The 25,585-nt window shown below is 57.3% G+C and carries 24 protein-coding genes; 7 read left to right on the top strand and 17 right to left on the bottom strand.

The features are described 5' to 3' along the window. Nucleotides 1–36: 36 nt before the first annotated feature. Complete coding sequence (locus A3K90_RS06465; protein WP_303681747.1) at nt 37–882, bottom strand: inner membrane protein YpjD; 846 nt, start codon at nt 880–882, stop codon at nt 37–39. Nucleotides 883–1,036: 154 nt separating this feature from the next. On the opposite strand from A3K90_RS06465, the gene typA reads away from it, so the two are divergent. Beyond that, nucleotides 1,037–2,869, top strand: coding sequence for a translational GTPase TypA (gene typA / locus A3K90_RS06460; protein ID WP_011358155.1), 1,833 nt, complete (start codon nt 1,037–1,039; stop codon nt 2,867–2,869). 106 nt (nt 2,870–2,975) lie between these two features. Here typA and A3K90_RS06455 read toward each other — a convergent pair whose 3' ends face one another. The 5 genes from A3K90_RS06455 to bshB1 form a co-directional block, all read right to left on the bottom strand. Further along, nucleotides 2,976–4,076 (bottom strand): chlorophyllide a reductase iron protein subunit X, encoded by a 1,101-nt coding sequence (locus A3K90_RS06455; RefSeq protein WP_303681746.1) that lies wholly within the window; start codon nt 4,074–4,076, stop codon nt 2,976–2,978. 10 nt (nt 4,077–4,086) lie between these two features. Next, a complete protein-coding gene (bchC, locus tag A3K90_RS06450) occupies nt 4,087–5,091 on the bottom strand; it encodes a chlorophyll synthesis pathway protein BchC (RefSeq protein WP_011358153.1) in 1,005 nt (334 codons plus the stop codon). Beyond that, on the bottom strand, nt 5,088–5,561 hold the full coding sequence (gene bchF, locus A3K90_RS06445) for a 2-vinyl bacteriochlorophyllide hydratase (protein ID WP_011358152.1): 474 nt from the start codon (nt 5,559–5,561) through the stop codon (nt 5,088–5,090). Before bchF ends, bchC begins: the two co-directional genes overlap by 4 nt. A gap of 135 nt (nt 5,562–5,696) precedes the next feature. Next, the gene (locus tag A3K90_RS06440; protein WP_303681745.1) at nt 5,697–7,379 is read right to left on the bottom strand and encodes an ABC transporter substrate-binding protein; all 1,683 of its coding nucleotides are present in this window, start codon (nt 7,377–7,379) and stop codon (nt 5,697–5,699) included. A 14-nt stretch (nt 7,380–7,393) separates the two neighbouring features. Then, the gene (gene bshB1 / locus A3K90_RS06435; protein ID WP_303681744.1) at nt 7,394–8,143 is read right to left on the bottom strand and encodes a bacillithiol biosynthesis deacetylase BshB1; all 750 of its coding nucleotides are present in this window, start codon (nt 8,141–8,143) and stop codon (nt 7,394–7,396) included. Between the two features lie 97 nt (nt 8,144–8,240). Here bshB1 and dut point away from each other — a divergent pair, with 97 nt between their 5' ends. Continuing rightward, nucleotides 8,241–8,687: a dUTP diphosphatase gene (gene dut, locus A3K90_RS06430; RefSeq protein ID WP_011358149.1), complete on the top strand. Its 447-nt coding sequence runs from the start codon at nt 8,241–8,243 to the stop codon at nt 8,685–8,687. 16 nt (nt 8,688–8,703) lie between these two features. Here the strand turns inward: dut and A3K90_RS06425 are convergent, their stop codons facing one another. The 3 genes from A3K90_RS06425 to A3K90_RS06415 form a co-directional block, all read right to left on the bottom strand. Next, nucleotides 8,704–10,164: a sigma-54 dependent transcriptional regulator gene (locus tag A3K90_RS06425; RefSeq protein ID WP_303681743.1), complete on the bottom strand. Its 1,461-nt coding sequence runs from the start codon at nt 10,162–10,164 to the stop codon at nt 8,704–8,706. A 139-nt stretch (nt 10,165–10,303) separates the two neighbouring features. Next, a complete protein-coding gene (csmH, locus tag A3K90_RS06420; RefSeq protein ID WP_303681742.1) occupies nt 10,304–10,969 on the bottom strand; it encodes a chlorosome envelope protein H in 666 nt (221 codons plus the stop codon). A gap of 159 nt (nt 10,970–11,128) precedes the next feature. Continuing rightward, nucleotides 11,129–12,490 carry an FAD-dependent oxidoreductase gene (locus tag A3K90_RS06415; RefSeq protein ID WP_011358146.1) on the bottom strand — a complete coding sequence of 454 codons (1,362 nt, stop codon included), beginning with the start codon at nt 12,488–12,490 and terminating at the stop codon, nt 11,129–11,131. A 591-nt stretch (nt 12,491–13,081) separates the two neighbouring features. On the opposite strand from A3K90_RS06415, the gene A3K90_RS06410 reads away from it, so the two are divergent. The 3 genes from A3K90_RS06410 to A3K90_RS06400 all read left to right on the top strand — a co-directional run bounded on the left by A3K90_RS06410 (nt 13,082) and on the right by A3K90_RS06400 (nt 16,831). Continuing rightward, complete coding sequence (locus A3K90_RS06410) at nt 13,082–13,606, top strand: Lrp/AsnC family transcriptional regulator (RefSeq protein WP_011358145.1); 525 nt, start codon at nt 13,082–13,084, stop codon at nt 13,604–13,606. 94 nt (nt 13,607–13,700) lie between these two features. Beyond that, nucleotides 13,701–15,845: a glutamine synthetase III gene (locus tag A3K90_RS06405; RefSeq protein ID WP_303681741.1), complete on the top strand. Its 2,145-nt coding sequence runs from the start codon at nt 13,701–13,703 to the stop codon at nt 15,843–15,845. A gap of 110 nt (nt 15,846–15,955) precedes the next feature. Further along, nucleotides 15,956–16,831 (top strand): alpha/beta fold hydrolase, encoded by an 876-nt coding sequence (locus tag A3K90_RS06400; RefSeq protein WP_303681740.1) that lies wholly within the window; start codon nt 15,956–15,958, stop codon nt 16,829–16,831. Nucleotides 16,832–16,930: 99 nt separating this feature from the next. Here the strand turns inward: A3K90_RS06400 and A3K90_RS06395 are convergent, their stop codons facing one another. Continuing rightward, nucleotides 16,931–17,326, bottom strand: a complete 396-nt coding sequence (locus A3K90_RS06395; RefSeq protein ID WP_303681738.1) for a VOC family protein — start codon at nt 17,324–17,326, stop codon at nt 16,931–16,933. Between the two features lie 93 nt (nt 17,327–17,419). After that, a complete protein-coding gene (locus tag A3K90_RS06390) occupies nt 17,420–17,839 on the bottom strand; it encodes a secondary thiamine-phosphate synthase enzyme YjbQ (RefSeq protein ID WP_303681737.1) in 420 nt (139 codons plus the stop codon). Between the two features lie 110 nt (nt 17,840–17,949). On the opposite strand from A3K90_RS06390, the gene A3K90_RS06385 reads away from it, so the two are divergent. Beyond that, nucleotides 17,950–18,456 (top strand): hypothetical protein, encoded by a 507-nt coding sequence (locus A3K90_RS06385; protein ID WP_011358140.1) that lies wholly within the window; start codon nt 17,950–17,952, stop codon nt 18,454–18,456. 23 nt (nt 18,457–18,479) lie between these two features. Next, nucleotides 18,480–19,292 carry a type III pantothenate kinase gene (locus A3K90_RS06380; protein WP_011358139.1) on the top strand — a complete coding sequence of 271 codons (813 nt, stop codon included), beginning with the start codon at nt 18,480–18,482 and terminating at the stop codon, nt 19,290–19,292. On the opposite strand, the gene aroB is transcribed toward A3K90_RS06380, so the two are convergent. From aroB to A3K90_RS06350, 6 genes are all read right to left on the bottom strand, one after another. Further along, nucleotides 19,279–20,367, bottom strand: a complete 1,089-nt coding sequence (gene aroB, locus A3K90_RS06375) for a 3-dehydroquinate synthase (RefSeq protein WP_011358138.1) — start codon at nt 20,365–20,367, stop codon at nt 19,279–19,281. The two genes, A3K90_RS06380 and aroB, sit on opposite strands and share 14 nt — an antisense overlap. Continuing rightward, nucleotides 20,364–20,972, bottom strand: coding sequence for a shikimate kinase (locus tag A3K90_RS06370; protein WP_303681736.1), 609 nt, complete (start codon nt 20,970–20,972; stop codon nt 20,364–20,366). The genes aroB and A3K90_RS06370 overlap by 4 nt, the downstream gene beginning before the upstream one ends. A gap of 121 nt (nt 20,973–21,093) precedes the next feature. Beyond that, a complete protein-coding gene (gene rimO / locus A3K90_RS06365) occupies nt 21,094–22,416 on the bottom strand; it encodes a 30S ribosomal protein S12 methylthiotransferase RimO (protein ID WP_303681734.1) in 1,323 nt (440 codons plus the stop codon). 2 nt (nt 22,417–22,418) lie between these two features. Next, nucleotides 22,419–23,549, bottom strand: a complete 1,131-nt coding sequence (gene tgt, locus A3K90_RS06360) for a tRNA guanosine(34) transglycosylase Tgt (RefSeq protein WP_011358135.1) — start codon at nt 23,547–23,549, stop codon at nt 22,419–22,421. A gap of 98 nt (nt 23,550–23,647) precedes the next feature. After that, nucleotides 23,648–24,466: a transglutaminase family protein gene (locus A3K90_RS06355; RefSeq protein WP_011358134.1), complete on the bottom strand. Its 819-nt coding sequence runs from the start codon at nt 24,464–24,466 to the stop codon at nt 23,648–23,650. A 12-nt stretch (nt 24,467–24,478) separates the two neighbouring features. Continuing rightward, nucleotides 24,479–25,561, bottom strand: coding sequence for an alpha-E domain-containing protein (locus A3K90_RS06350; RefSeq protein WP_303681733.1), 1,083 nt, complete (start codon nt 25,559–25,561; stop codon nt 24,479–24,481). Between the last annotated feature and the right edge of the window lie 24 nt (nt 25,562–25,585).

Below are 25,585 nucleotides of genomic sequence, written 5' to 3'. Positions count from 1 at the left end.
TCGCAACAGCCCCATATTTTCAAATATAGGGGCATTTTATAAGGAGATGCTGTGGAAGGTCGGTGAAAATACGGCCATCAGCGTGATGAGCAGCGTGATGAAAACGAAGAGGAAAATGAGGAGGTATGCCATATGCTTGATATCCCATCCGAGCAGCGGGCGGATGAATATGCTGGTGCCGTAGATGAGCCATATGAGGCCGAGCGTGACGAGTTTCGGGTCTGAAATGTTGACGACACCGCCCGTAGCGTTCTGCTCCACCATGCCTGCAAACAGTGTGACGGAGAGGAAAATGAACCCGAATGCGACCGCGTGCATGATGAGGCGTTCGAGCACCTCGAGGTTCGGAAGGCGCTGGAACAGCAGCTCAAAACGGTTTCGCTGGATCTGGCGGAAGAGCAGCAGGTAAAGGAAGCTGTAGAGCCCTGCGATGGCGATGGCGCTGAATCCGAAAATGGCTGCGATGAGGTGGACTCCCATACCGATGCCTGTGAAACTGGGGCTTGTGGATGACGTCTGGGCAGTCATGATGGATGAGATCAACTCTGCACCTGTTGCGAAGGCGATGACGAAAAAGCCGGTTTTGTCGCTTTTTGTGGTGAATTCTATGAAGAAATAGGTGGTGGTCAGGGTGAGGGCCACCATGGTCATGATGTTGAATGTAGAGTAGCCGATCCGGTATCCGGCTATCGAGGTCAACAGGCCGAGGTAGACGAGGTGCGTGAGCACGGTGAGCACCAGGGCCGGCTGTTTGTATTTCTTTGCGGACTGCGAATCTTTGAAAAAGTGGGCGCCGTAGAGGATGGTGGTGACGATATAGAGCATCGAGACGACCTGCGTCAGGATGAAAAGCGGGGTGTTGTCGAGGATTATATTATTCATCGTGCGCTATGCGGTAGAGCCCGGTCGTTAAGTGGATCGGCCAAAATTGCAGGGGGAATCCGTGCGGCCTTCAAGTGTGTTCGGAAAGCAAAGAAAAAGATGTATATTCCGCCCGTCACGGAACATAAATATACTTATTTACAAGGATAAAAAGATGAACAGGAAAAAGAATATCCGCAATATTGCCATCATCGCCCATGTTGACCACGGCAAAACCACCCTGGTCGATTCCATATTCCAGAAAACCGGCGTTTTCAGGGATAACCAGCAGGTCGATGTCCGTGTGATGGATTCGAACCCCCAGGAGCGTGAGCGCGGTATCACCATCTTTTCGAAGAACGCCTCCGCTATTTACAAAGACCATAAGATCAATATCGTCGATACCCCCGGCCACGCCGATTTCGGCGGCGAGGTTGAGCGCATCCTGAAGATGGTCGACGGAGTCCTTCTGCTTGTCGATGCCTTCGAGGGCCCCATGCCGCAGACCAAGTTCGTGCTGCGCAAGGCGCTTGAGCTGAAGCTGAAGCCTATCGTCGTCATCAACAAGATTGACCGCCCGCAGTCTGACCCGGTCAAGGTCCACGACCAGGTGCTCGACCTTTTCATCGCTCTCGGAGCCGATGAGGATCAGCTCGATTTTCCCTACCTGTTCACCTCCGCCAAAAACGGCATCGCCAAGTACAGCATGGATGACCCCGATGGCAACATGGATCTCTTGCTCGACATTATCATCAAGGAGATTCCTGCGCCGGCGGACAACGACGAGGGCGGGTTCCAGATGCTTGTCACCAGCCTTGATTACAATGACTATATCGGTAAAATCGCCATCGGCCGCATTTACCGCGGCAAGGTCTCTCCCGGCAGCCAGCTGGTCGTCGTCGAGCCCGAGGGCATCGTCGGCAGAGGGACGGTGACTAAGCTGTTCCAGTTCGACAGGATGCAGCGCGTGGAGGTCAAGGAGGCATCGTCGGGCGACATCGTCGCCATTGCCGGTATTTCCGATGCATCCGTCGGCCTTACCCTGACCGCTCCCGATTCCCCGGAAGTGCTCGAGTCGTTCGTGATCAGCAAGCCGACCCTTTCCATGCTCTTCTCGGTGAATGATTCGCCGTTTGCAGGCCAGGAGGGCAAAGAGGTTACCAGCCGCAAGATCCGCGAGCGCCTGATGAAGGAGGTCATGACCAACGTCGCCCTCAATGTCGAAGAGACCGAGAGCGCCGATACCTTCCGCGTGTCAGGACGGGGCGAACTCCACCTTTCCGTACTCATTGAAACCATGCGCCGCGAAGGCTATGAGCTGGCTATTGCCCGACCGCAGGTGATCCTGCACAAGGACGAGTCCGGTGCGGTGCTTGAGCCGATCGAGCACGTCACCATCGACATTCCCGATGAGTACACCGGTGTCATCATTGAAAAGATGGGTCGCAGGAAGGCGGAAATGACCCATATGGGCACGCTGCGAGGCGGCATGGTACGACTCGAGTTCGAGATCCCGACCCGCGGCCTCATCGGCTACAACCTTGAGTTCACCACCGATACCAAGGGCGAGGGCATCATGGCCCACGTCTTCCACGAGTACCAGCCGTTCAGGGGCAAGCTTCCCGGCCGTGAAACCGGTGCCCTGGTCGTCGCTGAAACCGGCGTCTGCGTCGCCTATGCGCTCAGCAGCCTTGAAGACCGCGGTACCTTCTTCGTCTCTCCGAACACCCGGGTGTACGCAGGCATGGTTGTCGGTGAATCCACGCGAGGTCTTGATATCACCATGAACGTCTGCAAGACCAAGAAGCTGACGAACATGCGTTCTTCGGGTACTGACGAATCGCTGCGGCTCACTCCGCCAAGGATTCTTTCCCTTGAGCAGGCCCTTGAGTTCATCAACGACGATGAGCTCCTCGAGGTGACCCCCCAGAGCATCAGGATCCGCAAGAAGATTCTCGATGCTGACATGAGGGCCAAGGCCGTCAAGCGCGCCAAAGTGGGGGAGTAACCCACCACCCCGGTAGAAAATGGAGAACCCCTGCATATCCTTCAGTGATGTGCAGGGGTTTTCTGTTTCGTGTCCTTCAGCCGCTCAGGCTGCCGAAGAGAGCATCCTATGTGTTGAAAAAGAGCCGTTTGAGTTCCTTGCGGGCCTTCCTGAGCAGCTCCCCGGCTTCGGGTTCGCTGCAGTGCAGTGCTTCGGCAATGGCATCGGTTTCTCTGCCCTCCTCTTCATGCATCCGCCATACCGCCTGCAGGTTTTCTTCAAGTTGATCGATGCACTTCTCCATTCTCGCTTCGTCTCCGGTGCCTGCAGCCGCATTGTTCCCTGTGGGTTCAAGGCTGCTGCCGAAAAGTTCACCGGCGGTTGCCGCAAGGGGAAGAGACGTGCTTACTTCGCCAAAGAGGTTGACGAAGTCATGGAATTCAAGTCCGGCACCTTCTGACGGGGTGATGCGCCCATGGATGATGTCGTCGGCAAGCTTTTCAAAAGAGCTGCGGATTTCGGGTATGCGGATAGCGAAGTCGAAACAGTCGTCACGGTCGCGCGCCTCCATGTTGTAGGGCACTTTCAAGAGCACGTTGATGCCCGCCGCCGCGGCATATTTCTCAGCCATACCGCTCTGGTCGTCGCGGTTGATGATGAGCCCAAGCAGACGGGAGCGCCCGCCAATCGTCCTGAAATAGTTGTTTGCACGGCAGATGTTGTTTGCCGTAAAGATCGACTGTCGGTCATTGCTGGTGACCAGGATGACCTCTTCGCTGAGCGAACGGGCCAGAGGTGTGGCAAAGCCGCCGCAGACGACATCACCGAGGAAGTCCATGAGGATGATGTCGAGGTCCCATTTGAACAGCCCGAGCTTTTCAAGCAGATCGAATCCCGATATGATGCCGCGCCCGCCGCATCCGCGACCAACCTGGGGGCCGCCGAGCTCGATACCGTATATGGGCTGGGGGAAGTCGGGAATGTCTCTGCGGAAGACGATGTCGCTGATCTCAAGTTCCTCGTTCCGGGCGTTCTTTTCAGTGAACACCTCGGTGACTGTCGGCAGGGAGATGCCGCCGAAGAGCGAGGTCGTGGAGTCATGCTTCGGGTCGCAGCCAAGCTGCAGCACCCGTTTTCCCATGAGGGAGAATGTTGCTGCAAGGTTGGTCGTCGTGAAGCTTTTGCCGATGCCACCTTTTCCGTATATCGCCAGAGTGCGTGCTGCCATTCGGGTGTGCTCAGGGTTTCGGGGCAGTGTGGCAGGGTGTTCCGCCCTCTTCGGCTTCTTTTTTCCATGTGAGGATCATCTTCATGCAGTCGGGGTCGTTGAATGCCTGCATGTAGGCGTCTGTGATGGCATCGTCCACCGGGTGGTGGTGGGTGAAGATCTTTTCGGTGTTGAGCCGCCCTTCGGCTATGAGCTTGCGGACACGTTCCAGGTCGCCCTTGGCCCATTGCTTTGCGGCAATGAAGGAGAGTTCCTTCTGGAAAGCCTGCGAGTAATCAATGTTCATGCGCTGGTAGTAGCCGCCGAATATGACCTGCCCATGGAATTTGAGGAAGCGCAGGCCGGTGTCGATCGCGCTCATGATGCCGGTGCTGTCGATGAGCACGTCGAACTCATGGCCTGCTAGCGCAGCCATCACGTCCTCGGTGTCAGGGTTGATTCTGATGTCGGCCGGTGAGTGGCGGAGGCGGTTCTGGGAGGGTTCCGTGGCGGCAACGAGTGCAGCCCCCATGAGTTTTGCAAGTTCCGCGGCCAGGAGCCCGACTGCCCCCTGGCCGAGCACCAGCACTTTCTTTCCTTTTACGGCTGCCAGATCTACGATGTGCAAAGCCGTTGCGCCAAGCGGAAGGGCGATGCCGCACTGCGGGTTTTCTATGCCCTCAAGCACGGTGAGGCTCTCCACCGGGCATGCAACGAACTGCGACGCTCCCCCGAATGCGGCGTTCACCCCTTCATAGCCGAACGAACCTGCGATGTAGGCGTACCTGCCGATGAGTTCACGGTTGACATGAGCGCCGACTTCGGTGATTTTGCCGACGGTTTCATAGCCCGGAATGAACGGATAGATGAAGGGCGGGGAGGGTATGAGGCCATTGAAGGCCATCTTTTCCGTTCCGGTGCTGATGGATGACCACCAGGTTTCAACAAGGACGTCGGTCGAGGAGAGCGGTTTGAGGGTCACTTCCCGGAGCTCTATCTGCCGCACGCCGGTAAAGACGATGGCTTTTGATTTCATGCGGCCTCCCCTGCCTTCATTTTCTTTTCATTGCGCTTTTCAAGCAAGAGGCGGATGACGAACTGCAGAGCGTTGATGAGGTAGCTGAGGTAGGCGGCAAGTGCCGTCCAGAGCAGGATCGACTCATCGAGGCCCATGTAGAAGAGAATGAAGTAGGATACATGGACCACCATGGCGATGGAGCTCCCGAAGTCCTCCCAGAAGAATTCAGGAGCGAAGGCAAACGCTCCGAAGACCTCTTTTTCAAAAAAGCCGCCTGTGATGAATATCAGGAAGAGCATGAAGGTTTTCAGGGTCACGAAAAAGGTGACCCATGCGAAGTTGTCTATCCAGATGTCGTACTTGTAGAGGTAGGTGATGGTGACGCCCAGAAGGAACATGACGAACTGGATGGGCGCCAGAATGGCCTGTACGGTTGTCCAGACGGAGGCGTTGCGGCGCTGGAGCTGCTCGGGTGTATAACGGGGCATGGGACGAATGGTTTCACGGGTATAGGGAACAGGGGAAACGGGCCGTTCGGCCCCTTCCCCGGAAAGCAGGTAAATATAGCAATTCGATGAAAATATACCTTGGCCAATGTCGGATGGCCGGGTCTCTCAGCTCATTCAGCGAAGCTTCCAGTCATAGGCGTTCCAGAGGGTTGCGATGAGGTTGACGTCAGCGTTCTCCACCCGACTGCTGAACCCTTCAAGTTCGTCATAATAGTACAGGAATGTTCTCGGCTGGTCGCGGTGGAGGATCTGCTGGTATTCTTTCCAGAGAGCCAGTTCGAGGGCTGGTTGCTGCGGGCCGCTGAGTGCTTCGATGACTGCATCAAGCCGTTGGTTCTGGAATGCCGATGAGTTGAACGTGCGTTTTTCAAAGTCGGACCCCCAGATGATCAGCTGGAAGGGAAGGGTTTCGGCAGCCAGCCCCGACAGGGCCGCTTCATAGCGGAACTCGTTCTGGTTCTTCAGGAAAATGAGGCTTTCATCGAACCGGAGGCGGCAGTCGATGCCGATCTGGCGGAGGTTCTGCTGGATGATGGTGGCCGCGTAGTTCCGCCTTGGGTTGCCAACAGGTGCGGCAAGTTCAAAAGTGAACCTTCTGCCTGCTTTCCGGAGGATGCCGTCCGGGCCCGGTGTCCATCCAGCCGCGGTGAGCAGCTCCGAGGCTTTGCCCGGGTCGTAGGCATACGGGTCGAGCGATGTGTCGGTGATCTGGCGGTAGGCCGGAGAGAGCGATGTGTTGACGATTTCGGCATGTTCGGGACCCATGAACCCGTCGATGATCGACTGGCGGTCGATGGCGAGCGTGAGCGCACGGCGGACCATTTTGTCTCCGAAGAGCGGGTTGGGTTTTACGAGATGTTGCCGGCGCCATACTTCGCCGTCGATGTTCAGCCAGACGATGCTGTCGAAGTAGCGGTCTTTCACCGGCCGGATGACGACGTCCTTTGCCATGGTGGAGAGGTCCGGGACATCTTTCGGGTTGATGCCTCCGGCGGAGAGCATCGCGTCAACCTGGCCGGAGCGGAGCATGGCCAGGCGCGTCGTGTATTCGGGGACCACGAGGAAGATCAGCTGGCGTGTCACGGCGGGGTGCGGAAGGGTTGAGGAGGGACTGCTTTCCAGCACCAGCTTTTCCTGTCGCGCCCATTTCAGCACTCTGTAGGGCCCTGCACCGACAATCGGGATCTCTGCGGCACGGCTGCGGATCTCGTCGGGGCTGTACTTCCGGAACACATGTTCGGCCACCGGCATCAGGTCGTTGAAGTGGTCGAGGATGATGGCGGGGGAGAGTGGACGGCGGAAACGGAGCACCAGGGTAGAATCATTCGGGGTTTCGATCGAGCGGGCGATGTCGGGGGAGCCATCGGCGTTTAAAAGCAGATCCTCAAGGTAGTGCTGCCTTGTGCTGGCCGTTGCGGGATTTGCATAAAGGGTGTAGGAATATTTGAAGTCTTCCGCTGTCAGCTTTTCCCCGTCTTCCCAGACCGCTCCGGGTTGCAGGTGGAATGTCGCCGTGCGGCCATCCGCCGAGAACTCCCAGCGTTCAGCCGCTGAAGGCAGGAAGGTGATGGTGCCTTTTTCGATGTCATAGGACGGCTTGACGAGTGAGGGGTAGATGAGGGCACAGGCTTCACGCGACATCGAAAGCTGGATGAGCAGCGGGTTCAGATGGTCGAAATCTGCCGATACCGCTGCGATGATGGCCTCTTTGCGGGCAGCGGCATTGTTCTGCCGGCAGGAGGTGAGGGTGCCGAGGAAGAGCAGGACAACGAGGAGTGCGGTGATGGTTCTCTGCATGGGGGGAAGAGGTGTTAGATGTCGGGGAAGCAGGCCGTGAAGGTTCGAACGGCCGGGGTTGTGGTTTCTATGAGCCCTTCGCCGTATTGGGCGCCGATCTGTTCGCCGAGCGCGCGTGCCCGGGCTTCAAGGCCGCTGAGAAACTCCTTGCGTTTGATCAGTGTGGCCGGCGAACCGCTCTCGCCCTCCTGCCAGAACTGGGAGGTGAAGGAGAGGAGCCCATGGCGTGAGGCCTCGAAAGTATCGGACACGTCGACGATCATGTCCGGAGCGAGGTCCCTGAACTGGATATAGTGGAAAATGTGGCGCGGCCGGTGCGGTTCCTGCGGGGTGCCCCCGTCAGTGGTTTTCAGCTGGCGGAGCCCGGCATAGTAACAGGCGTCAGTCACCAGCTTCGAGGCTTTCACATGGTCGGGGTGGCGCTCTTCGGCCGGATTGCAGAAGACCGCCTGCGGGCGGAAGCGGCGGATGACTGCTATGACGGCGTGGAGGTTCTCTTCGTTGTAGAAAAGTTTCGAGTCGCCGAGGTCGAGCTGCACGCGTTCACGGTAGCCCATGGCTTTCGCGGCTTCCGCGGCCTCTTTCCGACGGGTTTCGGGAGTGCCGAGCGTGCCCATTTCCCCGCGGGTGAGGTCGCAGACGGCGACCTTGCTGCCTTCGCCCATTATTTTAAGCAGCGTCGCACCGCATGAGAGTTCGACATCGTCGGGATGGGCGCCGAAGGCCAGGGCGTAAACACGGGAGCCGTCACTTTCCATTTGCATCGTATATTGCCTCCGGGCTCTGGATGCGCCCTCGAGGAGTTTCCCGTGTACCGGGCGGCCTGATGGACTGTTCCAGTAATGATAAAAAGTACTGCAGATGCTGAAAGTAAAGATTGTGCGGCTTAACAAACAAGCGTTTCTGCCGGTTTATGCTACACGACACGCCGCAGGCATGGATGTTTCCGCCTGCCTTGAGGCTCCGGTTGTTGTGGCGCCGGGCTCGGCGGAGCTTATTGCGACGGGACTGGCCATAGAGCTTCCCGAAGGATATGAGGCCCAGCTGCGACCGCGCAGCGGGCTTGCTCTGCGTAACCTCATATCCCTTCCCAATTCTCCGGCAACGATCGATGCTGATTACCGCGGTGAGGTGAAGGTGATTCTCGTCAATCACGGCAGGGACCCGTTCAAGGTCAGCCACGGTGACCGCATTGCGCAGATGGTCGTCGCCCGTGTCGAGCAGGTTTCCTTCGTTGAAGTCGACACGCTCGGCGATACGGAGCGCGGTGAGGGCGGGTTCGGTCACACCGGCATGGGGCAAGGGTAAGGGTCGATCCCTATTTTCAGCCGGTCTTGAGGTATTCCAGGCCGAACTTGTCGAGTTTGCGGTAAAGGGTTGCCCTTCCGATGCCGAGCATCCGTGCAGTTTTGGTGAGGTTGCCGTTCGAGGCCTTGTATGCTTTCAGTATCGCTTCCCGTTCGTGCTCCTCAAGCGAGTAGGACTGCATGTCGGGTCCATGGCCAGCCGAGCGCTGTGCGGCTGAACCCGCGAGCGCAGATGCGGGGTGTCCGGCTGTGCTGCCGTTTCCGTGCTTGAGGATCGGGCGAAGGGAATCGACCTCATCTCCTTTTCTTGTAACGGCCGCCCGCTGGACGGCGTTTTTGAGCTCACGGATGTTCCCCGGCCAGTGATACTCTTTGGACCCCGCGAGCGCTTCATCGGTGAAGCTGAGCTTTTCGATGTTGTTGGCACTGGCGAACTCATCCAGAAAATGGCGCGCCAGCAAAGGGATGTCTTCGGGCCTTTCTCTGAGCGGCGGAAGGAAGAGCGGGAACTCTTCCAGCCGGTAGTAGAGGTCCTCGCGGAACTGGTTTGAGCGTATGGCATCGGCGAAGTTCCTGTTGGTTGCCGAAATGACCCGGAAGTCGACCGAACGCTCGTGTTTTTCACCAACCCGGCGGATTTTCCTCTCCTGTATTGCCCTGAGCACCTTTGCCTGGATGTCTGCTTCCATGTCACCGATCTCGTCGAGGAAGATGGTGCCCTTGTCAGCCTGCTCGAAAAAACCGGTGTGGTCGCTGGCTGCGCCGGTAAACGACCCCTTTGCGTGGCCGAAGAGTATGCTGTCGGCCAGCGTGCTGGATATGGCGGCGCAGTTGACCGAGACGAATGGTCCGCAGTTTCTTCTGCTGCCCTGATGGATCGCCTGGGCGAAGAGCTCCTTGCCTGTGCCGCTTTCCCCGAGTATCAGGACGTTCAGGTCGGTTTCCATGACCTGGACGGCCTGTTCCATGGATGCCTTTATGGCCCTGCTTCTGCCGATGATGTGCTGGAAGATGTCACGCGTCCGGAGTTCCTTCTTCAGGTTTTTGACTTCGATCTGCAGCGCCGATTCGGCAAGGGAGTTGCGCATGACGATTTCAAGCCGGTCGATGTTCAGTGGCTTGGTCAGGTATTCATAGGCGCCGAGCTTGATGCATTTGACCGCCTGGGGAATGTCGTGCGAAGCCGTGATGATGATGACCGGGGTTTTGATGTGCTCTGTCTTCATGTGCAGCATCACTTCAAATCCGTCCTTGCCCGGCATGTTGATGTCGAGCAGGATGACATCGGGCGACTGTTCCGTGATGCTCTCGATGCACTCCATGCCGTTCTGCACGACCAGAGCCGTGTAGCCCATTTTCCTGACGAAATGACTGAAGATCCTCCGCGAGGTTTCGTCATCATCGGCAATGAGCACGGTATTTTTTCGCGCTGCCGGTTTCCTGTCCGACGGCGGGATGGTATGGCATGTCTTTTTCACTGCAGTATTCCTTTTCAAGCCGGGGGGAAGATTTCCGGTAAAGGAAGGCTGAAAACCCCCCTGTTGGGGGATCTCGGGGGATTTTCAGCATTCAGTTCTGCCGCTATTCTGGCAGGCGACTATAAGAGGGGGTGGTTCTTCAGTTCTGCTGGCCGGGCGTACCGGGCAGCTGTGCAGCAGGAGCCGCAGGTGCGGCGGTTTCTTTCTGCGAGAAGGGGATCTGCTTGATCTCTTTTTTCGCTTTGTCACCGTTTCCGCCCATCTGCATGCCGCCAGGCATGACGCTGCCCATCAGCTGGCCGAGTCCGGCGCTGACATTGTTGAACAGGTCCTGAACCTGACCGGTCGCAACGGTCGTGTTCAGGCTCTCGAGGATGTTGGTCCAGAGCTTGCCGAGCTCCTGGAATGAGCTTTTGACCTGCTCGGAGTTCAGGGTTGCCGTGACGCCGTCGACGAGCTGGCCGGTAGCCGAGCTGACGGTGCTGATCATTTCCTTGACCTGGTCGGAGTTCATGGTGGATGTTACGCCGTCGACGAGCTGGCCGGTGGCCGAGCTGACGGTGCTGATCATTTCCTTGACCTGGTCGGAGTTTATGGTGGTGGTGACTCCCTCAATCAGCTGGCCGGTGGCCGAACTGACCGAATTGATCACGCCCTGCACCGATTCGATGGTGGAATCGATGAGCAGGCCCATATTGCCGATGAGATGTGCCATGTCGCCATTGCCGACATTGGCTCCCTGCATGTCTGCCTGTTTTGCCGGTGCCGCCGGTGTAACCGGTTTGTTGAGCTCTTCTGCTGCCATGATGCTGTAAGATTAATGAATGATTGTTGGTGTTTGTGATGTTGATACAATATACGCAATCCCAGCACCAAGTCCTTGGGCGCCAGCCGTAATTTAATATCATATCACGTCACCCTTACCCGTATCAGTCGGCCATATTCTTCTTCACCAAGAGCCGCTTCATCCTCCGAATTTCGCCATCAGCTTTTCTGCCGCCTGCCGTCCGCTGAGGGCGGCGCCTTCCATGGACGCCAGATAGTGCTGGTCGGTATAGTCTCCTGCCAGAAACAGGTTTCTCACGGGGCCAAGCTGGTCTGGGCGGTACCGGTCGACATCGGGAACGGCCTTGTAGACGGACTGGGGGATTTTCACGATGGTCGATTTCAGGAGTTTCGCATCGCGGGATTTCGGGAACCGGTTATGGATGTCTTTCATCACCATGTCCGTGATGACATGGTTCGGCATGTCCATCAGCTGGTGCGCGGGGGCGAGTACGAGGCTCATGACGCTGCCGCCGTTTGCGGTGCCCATGCCGGCCTGGAAGTCGTCGGGGCAGGTCAGGGAGACATCGGCGAAGGTGGCGAAAATGGTGCCTTCAGAGAACATGAGGTTGTCAGTATCGGTGATCTTGCGGTCGAACCACAGCTGGCAGTTGATGACCGGACTTCCGGTGAACTGATGGAGGTTGCGGAAGTAGTCGTGACGGAGCCATTCGTCCGGGAGGACCTTTTTCAGGTTGTGGACCGGCAGGGCGGAGATGTAGGCATCGGCTTCGATGGTGTGGCCGTCGCGGAGCACGGCGCTCTTGATTGTCTCGTCGCCTTCAAGCTCAAAGCGGCTGAGGCGGGCGTCCACGAATATCCTCCCTCCGCGGCTCTGGATATACTGCCGCATCGGCTCAATCATCGACTCGCCGGGGTTTTTGCGGAAAAAGCCGAACTTGGTCGCTGCGTAGTCGGTGCCGAAGTACTTGAATATGGTGATCATCGGCCGTGCGCTGATGACATTCGGCTCGATGAAGTTCATTGCCAGAGCGATGGCCCGCCAGAGTTTCTGGAGAGAGTGCTCAGAGGCTCCGTGCAGCCGGTGCCATTCCGAGTATGTCATGTGGTCCTGGCTGCGGAAATACTCCTCGTTTCCGGCCAGTGCAGGCCAGAGGCCCTTGATGAGTGAAATCTTGTCCCACATGGTGAGGAAGTCGGCCTGCATGCCGCCCACCACTTCGGCCCAGGGGCTCGGCAGGTTGGCTTTCCTGAAGAATGACTGGGCCCCGTCGGGTTCTGCGTATATGAGGGAGTGCTCCTTCCAGAGGTAGTTGTCTTCAGCTCCGACCCGTTTCAGGTACTCCTGCAGCTGGCTGTATCCGCCGAAGACGATATGGAGGCCCGATTCGATGGAGTCACCCTCACTGTCTTTCCATACCGAGACCTTTCCGCCGAGCACCTTGCGCTTTTCATAGATTTCAACGCTGTGGCCCCGTTCAACAAGTTCTATGGCGGCTGAGAGCCCTGCGACTCCTGCGCCGAAAATGGCAATTTTCACCGTTCAACAGATATCTAAATGGTTGGAAACTCTCTCTCTCTCTCTCTCTCTCTCTCCGGTCGCTCTTTGTCGTCCGTGCACTGCAATTCAAACGTGAATATAGGGATTTGAGACGGGATTCGGCAATGCTGACGCTTCTGCCTTAGGCCCTCAGCGAGTGAGCGCCCGCAGTGCCCTGTCAATTTCCGAAATGATCCGCACGCCGAGCTTCAGTCCCTCTTTGACGACGAAGCGCAGGTCATCGGCCGCCACTCTCGCGGCGGGCTCTATGAACACTTTTTTTCTATTGTTTTTCTTTCTTCCGGGCGAGGGTTCGGCCGCTCTATCTGATAGTTGCTCATTACCTGGGGGTGTGTCATTTTTCAGTGGACTCTTTCGGCGAATTGAATAAATTGCACAATCACTTGAAGGAAAGCAATACGAAACAACCCGATACGCGCTTTTCCTGTTCCCGGGAAATGTGTTTTACGCTCCCATCCCTAAATTATTTAAGAAATAATGCGATCATATGCCTTCTTTTTAAGAAAATCATTGCTTATTTCTTAGAAATGTGTAATTTTCTTACAAAATTGAATTTAATCCGCCACCGTTATGTCGGGACATCTTGATCTGATCGACTTGAAAATCATCGAGTCCATGGGGGAGAATGGACGGATCCGGCTGAGCGAACTCGCCGAGGTCGTGGGCCTTTCCATCCCGTCCGTCAGTGAACGGCTCGACAAGCTGCAGAAAAACGGCATTGTCAAGGGCTTTACGATGGATGTTGACGAACGCCAGCTCGGCTTCGATATCCAGGCGTTCGTGCGGGTCCGGGTTGATTCCTCCAAGCATTACAAGTCCTTCATGGAGCATGTGATGAAGGAGGACGAGATCATGGAGTGCTATTCCGTCACCGGCGAGGGGTCGCATATCCTCCGGGTCATGACCCACAACACCGGATCGCTCGAGAAGTTCCTTTCACGCATACAGAGCTGGCCGGGAGTGATGAGCACGAATACGAGCTTTGTGCTTTCCCAGCTGAAGAAGACGAGGAAAATAGGAGCGGACATCATCCGCAACAATCTGCAGGACCGCCAGGTGCTGATCACCTACGACGAGAAGAAGTCGAGGAAATAGGCGGAGGGCAGCATTCCTTTAGGCAGCATTCATTTATTGTTTTACGTATTCGATTTTGACAGGCAACACCAAGCAAACCAACAAGGAGGTTCTCTTGAGCATCGAGAATAAAAATGTGGTTTCGTCCTATTTCGGGGCGATGACCTTCGACCAGAAAGCCATGCGGGCCAGACTCCCCAAAGAGGTCTTTACCGCACTGCAGGATACCATCAGGGCCGGCAGGGAGATTACTGAAGAGATTGCGGGCGTCGTAGCCCACGGCATGAAAGAGTGGGCGATGGACAACGGCGCCACCCACTATACCCACTGGTTCCAGCCGATGACAGGCTCGACGGCTGAAAAGCATGACGCGTTCCTTTCCATCGATCGCGACGGTACCCCGATAGAGCGTTTTTCCGGTGAGCAGCTCATCCAGGGCGAGCCTGATGCTTCGAGTTTCCCCTCCGGCGGCATGCGCACCACGTTTGAAGCACGCGGCTACACTGCATGGGATCCTTCCAGCCCCGCTTTCCTCATGAAGGGCGGCAACTGCGTGACGCTCTGCATTCCGACCGTCTTCATCTCCTATAACGGAGAGGCACTTGATGCCAAGACCCCGCTCCTCCGCTCCATGAACGCCGTAAGCAAGGCTTCTCTCCGTCTTCTGGAAACACTGGGCACGAAGGGCGTTTCCCGCGTCAAGACCTTTGCCGGCGTCGAGCAGGAATACTTCCTCATCGACAAGAAGTTCTACAGCGAGCGTCCTGACCTCATCATGTGCGGCCGCACTCTGCTCGGCGCATTGCCGCCGAAGGGCCAGCAGCTTGAGGACCACTATTTCGGCGCCATTCCGGACCGCGTACTCGAGTTCATGCAGGAGGTCGAGCATGAGCTCTACCTGCTCGGCATTCCCGCCAAGACCCGCCACAACGAGGTGGCTCCGCACCAGTTCGAGATCGCTCCGCTCTTCGAGGAGGCCAACGTTGCCACAGACCACAACCTTCTGATCATGGAGGTGATGCGCAAGATCGCCGAGAAGAAGGGTTTTGCGCTCCTGCTGCTTGAAAAGCCGTTTGCCGGCATCAACGGCTCGGGCAAGCACAACAACTGGTCGATCGGTACCGATACCGGCGTCAACCTGCTCGATCCGGGTGACACCCCAGAAAAGAACATCCAGTTCCTCGTCTTCCTCGTCGCTGTCCTCAAGGGCGTCTACAAACGCGCCGACGTGCTGCGCATGTCCATCTCGAGCATCGGCAACGACCACCGGCTTGGCGCCAATGAGGCTCCTCCGGCAGTCGTCACCGTCTTCCTCGGCGACCTGCTTGAGCGAGTACTTGATGCGATTGAGAGCGGCAAGATAGATCTGAAGACGGAAAAGCAGGTGCTGAACCTCGGACTCTCGCAGGTGCCGGTGGTCAACAAGGACTATACCGATCGCAACCGTACCTCGCCCTTCGCCTTCACCGGCAACAAGTTCGAGTTCCGGGCCGTCGGTTCCAGTCAGGCTGTGTCGGTACCGAACATGGTGCTCAATACCCTCATGGCAGAAGCCGTCGACGAAATGGCCGACACGATCGAAGCCAAAGTCAAGGCTGGAAAAGACCGCGATTCTGCAATCCTTGAAACCCTCCGCGAGGAAATCACCGCGACCAAAGCGATCCGCTACCCGGGTGACAACTACAGCGATGCCCTGCAGCAGGCAGCAAAAGAGCGAGGTCTGCCGAACCTGAAGAACACTCCGGAGGCCCTCAGGGTATTGGAGAGCAAGGATGTGCAGTCGGTGTTCGTCAAATACGGCGTGCTCAGCGTCGAGGAGATCGAGTCACGCCTGAACATCCGTCTCGAGCGGTATGTGAAAGGTGTCGACATCGAGGCCCGCACCCTGCAGCTCATGCTGAAGACCCTTGTCATCCCCGATGTGAGCGAGTACCAGGGCGATATTGGTAGCTCCTTCAACAACCTGCTCTCGGCTTCGGACGAGATCGGTCTGTCGAAGGCTGCGCTGAAGAGCCAGGCCGGGCACTACAGGACTCTTGCAGAGAACCTTTCGCTCCTCATCGACCTCACGGCCGAACTGGATGAGGTGGTCGAGAAGCTCGAAACGCTTGATGGCGAATTCGCCAAGGCCGACTACTGTGCCAACACCCTGCTGCCCTTCATGCTGAAGGTCCGCGAAGTGGCCGACCGGCTCGAGCTTATGGTAGACCGCAGTCGCTGGCAGCTTCCGACCTACTCGGAAATGCTCTTCGAACACTGATCCGCCGTTCGTAAGAAGTAAACAGAAAGGCCCGTATTCCGGGCCTTTCTGTATTATAGCGACTCAGGCGCTTTTTCTTATTGCAGCACCTCAACCCTATGTCACTTACTATGAGTCATCCATCCCTTCAGTCCGATTCCGACAGCCGGTTCCTTGACTGCCGAGGGTTCAGACTGCATTACAGGATCCATGGCAGCGGGGAGCCGCCCTTCATGCTTCTCCTTCATGGCAGTTTCCTCAGTATGCGTTCATGGCGCAATGTGCTCGGTCCCCTATCTGAAATTGCGACAGTGATCGCGCTCGACAGGCCGGCCTTCGGCCGTACCTCCCGCCCGGTTCCGACGAGGCTTAACGGAGTCAGTTATGCACCCGAAGCGCAGAGCGATCTTGCCGCAGCCTTCCTCGAACAGCTTGGTATCGATAAGGCGGTCATCGTCGGCAACTCGACCGGCGGGACACTCGCCATGCTCATGGCGCTCCGCCATCCAGATAAGGTTTCCGGGCTCGTGCTCGTTGATGCCATGATTTACAGTGCTTATGCGGCCAGCGGCATCCCGTCCGCTATGAAGCCCTTCCTGAAGGCCGCAAGCCCCGTCTTTTCCCGACTGATGAAGCTGCTCATAAGAAAGTTTTTCGACCGCCTGCTTGTGAGTTTCTGGCACAACCCGTCCATGCTGCCCGCCGAAACTCTCTCGGCTTATCGCGCCGACATGATGACTGGCAACTGGGGGAGAGGGTTCTGGGAGGTTTTTCTTGAGACGCACCATCTCCACCTTGATGAAAAGGTCGGCTCGATCACATTTCCTGTGCTGGTGGTCACCGGTGAGTTTGACCGTACAGTGAAGGTTGAGGAAAGCCTCCGTCTTGCCCGTGAGGTTCCCGGCGCAGACCTTGAGGTGATCGGCGACTCCGCCCACCTGCCTCATGAGGAGCAGCCGGAAGCCTTTGTCGCAGCAGTGAAGGCCTTCATGCAGAGGCTTTCCTGAGTGCATCGAAGGACAACCCTGCTGTTTTTTTGCTTCCGGTCTCCTGCATCGCCTGCCTCCCGGTTTTCTTTGAGCGGGCGATGTTCAGGGAATGAGCCGCTATGAGGTCATGTTGTGCAGGCCTATGCGGTTGCCTTCAGTGTCTTCGATGTAGGCGATAAAGCCATATTGGCCGATGTCGGTTTTTTCCTTGATGACGTTGCCACCGTTGTTGCGGACCCGCTTAAGGGCGGTTTCGATGGCGGGTTCTGAAAAATAGACGAGTGTCCCTTCATGCGTCGGGATATAGCCTTTTGCTTTTACCAGTGACCCGGAGGCGCCCGATCCTGTTTCACTCATCGGAAACCATCCCATCACCATGCCGTCATCCATGCTATGTACTTCGATGGGCATGTTGAAGACTGCCTCGTAAAAGGTCTTTGCCCGTTCCATGTCGTGGACGGGGATTTCGAACCATCCAACCGGATTGTGTTCCATTTTCTCGGTAACCATCATGTCCTCCTTTTTTCATCGTTGACGGGGGATGATTCTGCTTCCTTACCGACCAACACCATCGGGGAGTGACTAATTCGAGGGAGGATGGGATGTTCATTCTCCGATGATTTTCACCAGCGCCCGTTTTTTCCTCCGCCCGTCGAACTCCCCGTAGAAAATCTGTTCCCATGTGCCGAAGTGCAGTTTCCCTCCGGTCACGGCAACTACGACCTCCCGCCCCATGATCTGGCGTTTGTGGTGGGCATCACCGTTATCCTCGCCAGTCCGGTTGTGGCGGTATCGGCTGAGTGGTTCATGCGGGGCGAGCGCTTCAAGCCACTGGCGGTAATCCTCATGCAGGCCCGGTTCGTCATCGTTGATGAAGACGGAGGCGGTGATGTGCATTGCGTTGACGAGGCAGAGACCTTCCTTGATGCCGCTTTCCTGGAGCGCACCTTCGACGTCGCGTGTGATGTTCCGGAACCCCATCCGTTCGGGGATATTCAGCCAGAGTTCTTTATGATAGGCTTTCATGATGCAGAGGATCGGTTTCGGGTGATTTTCTGTATTTTATTGGATAGAGAAAGTTAAGACTTATTTTCACTGTCGCACCAGCATCAACGAACACAAGATCCCGAGTCGATATGGCCGAAGCGTTCCAGTACCCCATGTCCTATCCGGCCCTCTGGCTGGACTATTACTACTACGCGTCATGGTTTCTCTCCATGCTCATTCTTGCTGTCGGCTGGGGGCTGTTTTTCCGTTATGGCAGGTTCACCTACGCCATCAACCTCGGATGTTTCTGGAAAACGGCCATGATGCTTCTCCTGTTCACCGTGACGCTCGGCCTGCCGATGTACTACAATACGAAGTTTGCTGCCGAGCACGGCCAGGACGGCGACTCGGTCCGCATTGAAGGGGACCGACTGCAGTACCTTGACCGGAAGGGCAGGGTGATGACGTTCCCTCTTTCGGAAATAGAGGCCATCCGGCAGGAGGGGGTGACCTACAATCCGCCCCCTAAAATCTTCATTGTCGCCACAACCCCTACAGGCCGTGATTCCGTGTATGTGACGGAAAAACTGCCCGATTACCGGCGATTCCTTCATGAGCTGTCCCGAAAAACCGGCGTAAAGGCCGAACTACGGTAGTGTTTCCCGGAACGGGGCCGATCATGGAACAGATGGCGCATCCCTCCTCCACGCCGCTGCTTGTTGCCGAAATCGGCAACACCACGGCCATGTTTGCCGTCTTCAGCGGCACTGACCCTATCGACTCTCTACAGGTTGCGACCGCAGCTCTTTCTTCACCCGAAGCGGTCGGGGAACTTCTTCAGCCGCTTCTCGCCCGCCATTCCCTTGCGGCTGACGCCGTCATCAGTTCCGTCGTTCCCCGTGCCGGAGAAGCTGCCGGCCGCTGGCTTCTGGATATACTTCCCGGCAGGGTGCTTGCTGTCGATTCGACCCTCAATCTGCCCTTCAGGATCAGCTACGATCCCCCCTCTGCGCTCGGTGCCGACCGCCTTTCGCTCTGTGCCCGATGCTGCATGCTTGAAGAAGAGGCCGCCGTCATAGCCCTTGACATCGGAACCGCCATCACATTCGACGTGCTTTCAGCAGACCGCAGCTACCTCGGTGGGCTCATCATGCCTGGTCTGGAGCTGATGGCCTCGGCGCTTCATGAACGCACGGCCCAGCTGCCGAGGGTTGAGGTCTCAAGGCCTGAACGGCTCATGGGCCTCTCTACGGCTGACTGCATCCGGAGCGGCGTGGTATGGGGGTGCGTGTTGCAGGTGGAAGGCCTCGTGCGGAAGATCCGGGGGTGGCTCCGCAGTGAACATGGAGAAGGCTACGCGCGGGTTGTGGCCACCGGTGGCCGTGCACCGCTCATCGTGTCCATGATGGAGATGCCGCCACTGCTTGATCCCCATGCCGTATCGAGAGGTGCCCGCTACCTCTTCGAGCTGAACCGGATTACTGTTTCCTGAAGAACGTCTTCGCATCCTCAATCGCCCCGAGCACTTCCCGGTCATCCACGTCTTCTTCGAGGAGGAATGCTTCTCCGAGTGCTTTCAGGAGAACGAAGCGGAGGCGGCTGTCTAGCTTTTTCTTGTCGGAGAGCATGTTTTCCAGAAGCGCCGGAGCGTCGATGTCGAGGAACCGCTTTTTCAGGAGTCCGCGGGGAAAGCGGAATTCTGCAATGATGGACTGCCCCTGTTCAAGCGAAGGCCGGTCCAGGAACCCGAGGCGGCGGGAGAGCGAAAGCGCAGCAGCCATGCCGATGGTGACGGCTTCCCCGTGGCGGATGAAGCGGTAGTCGGCAAGTTTTTCGAGTCCATGGGCAAACGTATGCCCGAAGTTCAGGGTGGCACGAAGCCCGCTCATCTCCCTGAAATCCTCCCGTACCACAGCCTCTTTGATTTCCGCACTGCGCCGGATGGCGTCGGTCAGATAGGGCTCTTCGAGCGCGACGATGCTGCTGAAGTGTGAGCGGAGCCGTTCAAGGAGGGCTGAGTCGGCTATGAATCCGTATTTGACGACCTCCGACAGGCCGGAGTAGACCTCCCGTTCCGGCAGGGTCCCGAGATACGACGGGTCGATCAGCACCAGTTCCGGCAGATGGAAAAAACCGATGAGGTTTTTGCCGAGCGGATGGTTTATGGCAACCTTTCCTCCGATTGAACTGTCGGTCATGGCCAGAAGGGTGGTCGGGAGCTGGATGACCGGGATGCCGCGGTAGTAGCTGGCTGCAATGAACCCTCCGAGATCTCCGACCACGCCGCCTCCGACGGCAAGCAGGTTCCAGCTCCGGTCGACACCGGCTTCAATCATGCCGCCGTATAGCTTATAGGCCGTGCTGAAGCTTTTCGATGCTTCACGGGCGGGGACAACGAGTTCGTGGACCATGAATCCCTCATCGGCGAGGGTTCGTAGCACTTGCTCACCGAAGAGCTTCCGGGTGTTGGTGTCGAAAAGGACGACGGTTTTCAGCTTCAGCCCGTGGGCTTTGAAGCGTGATGCAAGTCCGGCGGTCACCGGACTCGAAACGATGATGGTGCTCACGGCTGTTCTGGTTGCTGGCCGTCCTCCCCGATCTGCGGGGCTTTGCGGACAAGCCGTTCTATTTTCCTTGTCAGTTCCTCCACTGTCGAGCCGATCCGTTTCTGGTCAGTCTGTACGGTGAGGGCTGCCTGCTGGTAACGGGGTTCCCGTTCTTCGAGAATCCGGCGGATCTTTTCTTCAAGCTCTTCCCTGGAGTGCTTTCTTCCGTCCTCTCCACGCAGCAGGGGGCGGTCGCGTTTGTTGACCAGCCTTTTTGCAAGGTTCGCGGCTGATGATTTCAAATAAACCAGAGTGCCGGCTCCGGCAATGAATGCATGGGACGGGTCATACTGGAGTGCTCCGCCGCCGAGCGAGACGACCATCTCCTTTTCTCCGGCTACGGTTTTCAGGGTCTGGAGCTCAAGCTCCCTGAATGCCGCTTCACCCTCTTCTGCGAAAATGCGGGTAATGGGTTTGCCTGCACGTTGTTCAACCGCCTGATCGACATCGAGGAACTCGTACCCGAGGGAGTTGGCCAGAAGGGGGCCTATGGTCGACTTTCCCGAACCGCTGAAACCGGTCAGGAAAATCAACGAGTGCTGTTTTGTTATCGTGTCCTGTCCCATCCCAACGGTTTCGATTCTGCGTGTGGCGACGCGTTCCGGTTGCGCCCGTTCGGGCGCGTACTTAGCGGCAAATATAGTCAAAAATGGTGAAAAAGCCCTTCAGGGAGCGGCTGAGGGAGCCCTACTCCATAAGCGATTCGACTGTTCCGTGGAGCTCGTAGGCCATTGAGCCGGTGATGCGGGCCTGAACGAACGTTCCGGGTGAGGGCTCCGGGGATCCAGACTCGAGCAGGCACTCGTTGTCGACTTCGGGTGCGTCGAACTCTGTGCGCCCGATGAGGATCAGCCCCTCTTCGCCCTCTTCAGTCCGGTCGACAAGGAGGGTCATGAGGCTGCCGACAAAGGCCTCGTTCTTCTTTCGGGCAATCTCTTCCTGAAGCTCCATGAGTTCGCTCACCCTTTCCTGTTTCTCCTCTTCCGGTACGGTGTCTATGAGGCTGTATGCGGGGGAGTGTTCCTCGTGGCGATAAGGGAAGCAGCCAAGACGGTCGAACCGCACGCTTCCGGCGAACTCCAGCATCTCCTCGAACTCTTTGCGGGTTTCGCCGGGGTAACCGGCAATCATGGTGGTGCGGAGGCGGATGTCTGGGTTCCGGTTGCGGATCTCCTCAATAAGCCGGAGAGACTGCTCTTTGGTGATGCCGCGGTTCATGGAGCGGAGGATGGGGTCGCTGCAGTGCTGGAGCGGGAGGTCGAGGTAGTTGCAGATATTGCTTCGGTTTCCGATGGTGTCGATGACCTCAAGCGGAAAGCCGACCGGATAGGCATAGAGCAGGCGGATCCAGCGGAACTCCATGTCGGATAGCCGCATGAGCAGGTCGTTGAGCATCTGTTTTCCGTAAAGGTCCACGCCGTAGACGGTGATATCCTGGGCGATGAGGTTGAGTTCCTTTACCCCTTTCTCCTGGAGCAGTCGGGCCTCCCTCAGGAGCTGCTCCATTGGCTGGCTCAGGTAGCGGCCCCGGATTTTGGGTATGGAGCAGAACGAACAGGCGCGGCTGCACCCTTCGGCGATCTTGAGATATGAGCTGTGGGGCGGTGTCAGGAGTGAGCGATGGTCATAAAGTTCCTGATGGTAGCGGGCGCCGAGGGCGTCAAGCACTGCCGGCAGTTCTCTCGTGCCGAAGAACCGGTCAACTTCCGGGAGTTCCTCCTGCAGTTCGTTCCGGTAGAGCTCGGTGAGGCAGCCCATCACATAGACCTGCCGCACGGTTCCTGCGTTTTTCATATCGACGGCTGCAAGGATCTCCATGATTGATTCCTCCTTGGCATCTTCGATGAACCCGCAGGTATTGATGAGAATGACTTCGGCTTCCTCCGCCTGCTGGGTGAAGGTGATTCCGGAAGCTTCAGCCTGTGCCTGGAGCCGTTCGCTGTCGACGGTGTTTTTCGAACAGCCGAGGCTGAGAAGGAAGACGCTGGTGTTGTGTTCGGGGTGGGGCATTGCTATGCTTCTCCTCTGTTGAACTCTTCAAGGAACCCGGCCTTCCACTCGAGGAACGATCCCTCTTCAATCCGCTGGCGGGCGGTTCTGGTCAGCCACATGAAAAACGAGATGTTCTGCAGGGTGCAGAGCTTGAGGCCGAGGATTTCGCCCACGTTCAGGAGATGGCGGATATAGGCGCGGCTGTAATGTTTGCACACATGGTTGCCGAACCCTTCGTCAACAGGGGAGAAGTCTTCGGCATATTTTGCCGAGCGGAGGTTCATTTTGCCTTTTCGGGTGTAGACTCTTCCGTTGCGTCCTTCGCGGGTTGGGATGACGCAGTCGAACATGTCGATGCCCCGCTCAATGGCGTTGAGGATATTTTCCGGGGTGCCGACTCCCATCAGGTAACGTGGCTTGTGTTCCGGTAGGAGCGTATGGGAGAGCTCAAGGATGCGATACATCTCTTCGGCCGGTTCGCCGACCGCCATGCCGCCGGTGGCATAGCCGTCGAAGTCGAGGTCGACAAGCGCTTTGGCTGACAGGGCACGCAGGTCACTGTGCGTGCCTCCCTGGGTGATGCCGAAGAGCATCTGCGGGTGATGGTAAAGGGGGGCAGTTGCACTGAAGTGGCGCCGCGCACGCTCGGCCCAGCGTATGGTCAGTTCGCCTGATTTGCGGATGTACTCACGATCCGCCTTGGATGAGGGGCATTCGTCGAGGGGCATCATGATATCACTGCCGATGATGCGCTGGGTGTCAACGACATTTTCAGGAGTGAACTGCAGCATGCTGCCGTCGAGGTGCGATTTGAATGTTACCCCTTCTTCACTGATTCTGCGAAGTTCTGAGAGCGAGTAGACCTGGTAGCCGCCGCTGTCGGTGAGCAGCGGTCCATGCCAGTCCATGAACGGGTGCACCCCTCCGGCTTTCCTTATGATGTGGTTGCCGGGTTTCAGGTAGAGATGATAGGTGTTCGTGAGGATAATGTGCGCTTCCTGTTCAAGCAGTTCATGCGGCTCGACCGACTTGACGCTTGCCCGGGTTCCGACCGGCATGAAGACGGGGGTCGGGATATCACCATGGCCGGTGGAAAGGATGCCCGTCCGGGCGGCGGATCGGGGGTCGGTGCTCTGGAGGCGGAAGTTCATGGAGGAGGGGGCTGGTCGTATGGGCCTGTTGCTGGTTACCAAGGAAGGTAACCAGCCGAAGAGAGAAATAAAATAGGAAATGCCCCCGGTTATTCCGGCTACCCGATTTCCGTCACCCGAACCGATACGCCGAGCGTTTCCCTGGCATTGCCTTTCCATGTTCCCCGAACCGGTGGGACGTCGGCATAGTCACGGCCCGAGCCGATCCTGATGTAGCGTTCGTCCGCAATGATCGAGCTGTGGGTGGGGTCCATGCCGACCCATCCTTTTTCGGGCCCGCACCAGACCTCGCACCATGCATGGCTGGCTTCGTCATGCCCTTCAGGGGTGCTTCCGCCGTAGAGGTAGCCGCTCACATAGCGCGCAGGAATGCCGAGACTCCGGCATGCGGCGAGCATGATATGTGCGAAATCCTGGCAGACGCCCCGGCCGAGCGCCATCACTACGGTGCTGGTGCTGTGGACGTCTGTTGCTCCGGGTTCATAGATGAACGTGTCGTTGATCTTGCGGCAGATGGATGCGGCAAGGGCTTCAGGCTCATCGGTGTGCGGCAGAGCTTCTATGAAGGAGCGTATTGCGGCATCGAAGTGAACGAACCGGCTCTCGGCGGAAAAGTCCAGAAGGAGGATCTCTTCGTTTTCCTCCCTTCCTGCCCGTCCGGTTCCGGTCTCTACGACCGAGGTGCCGAAGATGCTGACCCGTCTGTGGCTCTGCAGGAGATTGAAGTGGTGAACCTTGTTGCCATAGAAGTCGGTGTACTCGAAAATCGGCGCGGGCGGGTCAAGCTGCAGGGTGAAGCTGGTGCAGCGCTGCCTCGAGGTCTGTCCGGTGTGCGGGTGCAGGCGAACCTCCGTTGCCGTTTCATAGATGGGGACGTCGTATTCGAAAAGCGTCCTGTGTTCGACTTTGAGTATCATAGTCCTCTCTTGTTATCGGCAGTATGCCTGCTGTTGCTGCTGCTGGGCCTGGCTCCATTCGGCCCGTTTTCCTCCGTTGCCGCTGAATGTGGTACGGAGCCCCTCCTCGACCGGTTCTATTTCCGGGGTGTGGTAGGCGAAATAAGTAAGGTGGGTCTGCTCGCCGACATCCATGATTCCCTGTTCAAGTCCTGCAAGGTAGCTGTGGAGGCCTTTAGAGGCAATATCGTCCATCGTGGTGTAGCTCAGCTCCGCCTCCATTTTTCCGATGAGCCGGTCTGCACTGTTGAACGAGCGTCCCGCAGAGCCGCCCGAGAGTCGCCAGAGCGCATCTTTTGCGGCGCAGACGGAGAAGTTGATGCTGCGCGGGAAGGTCCGGTCGAGAATGAGGAACTCCAGGATGCTCTGCGGCTTTATGCGCGCGAAATATACTTTCCGGAAGGCTTCAAGCGCACTGCAGCTTTTCAGGACCGCCATCCACTGGAGGATGTCCACCGATCCGCTGACCACGTCACCGTGGCCGGCATGGCTTGTTTCAAGCATGTGGTATTTCACGTCGATCAACCGGGCGGCGTTATCAGCCCGTTCCAGGTATTTGGCGATCTGCACGAAGTCCCAGCCTTCGTTTCGCGGGAAGGTACTGTCGGTGATGCCCTGGAAGAGGTGCGAGGCGTTCTTGATCTCACGGTAGAAGCTGAACGGATCGTTCTGCACGCTCTGCGGGGTGACGGTCTGCAGGTAGTGGTAGAGGTTGTTGATCTGCTCCCACATTTCGCTTGAAATGCTCTCAATCACGCTCCGGGCGTTCTCTCTGGCCAGACCGATGCAGGAGATGATGGAGTTCGGGTTGTTGCGGTTGAAGACGAGATAGTCGGTGACCGTTTCGGCTCCGTACTGGCCATACAGGCTGTCGAACTTCTCCCGGTCGCTGGTGACGAGTATAAGGGCGATCCAGCAGTCGGGGGTTTCAACCGTCGTGATGCGGTTGAGGTCAAGCAGGAGGTTGAAGTTCACGTCCAGAAAGCGCGCAGTGTTCTCTGCACGTTCAACGTACCTGCTCATCCAGAAAAGTGATTCGGCGACACGGCTCAGCATAATGGGGTGGTTGGTTGGTGTTCC

The sequence above is a fragment of the Pelodictyon luteolum genome, from assembly GCF_001622165.1.
GTDB lineage: Bacteria > Bacteroidota > Chlorobiia > Chlorobiales > Chlorobiaceae > Chlorobium > Chlorobium luteolum_B.
The sequence above is the reverse complement of the archived record's forward strand: the minus strand, read 5'-3'. Positions and strand labels throughout refer to the sequence as shown.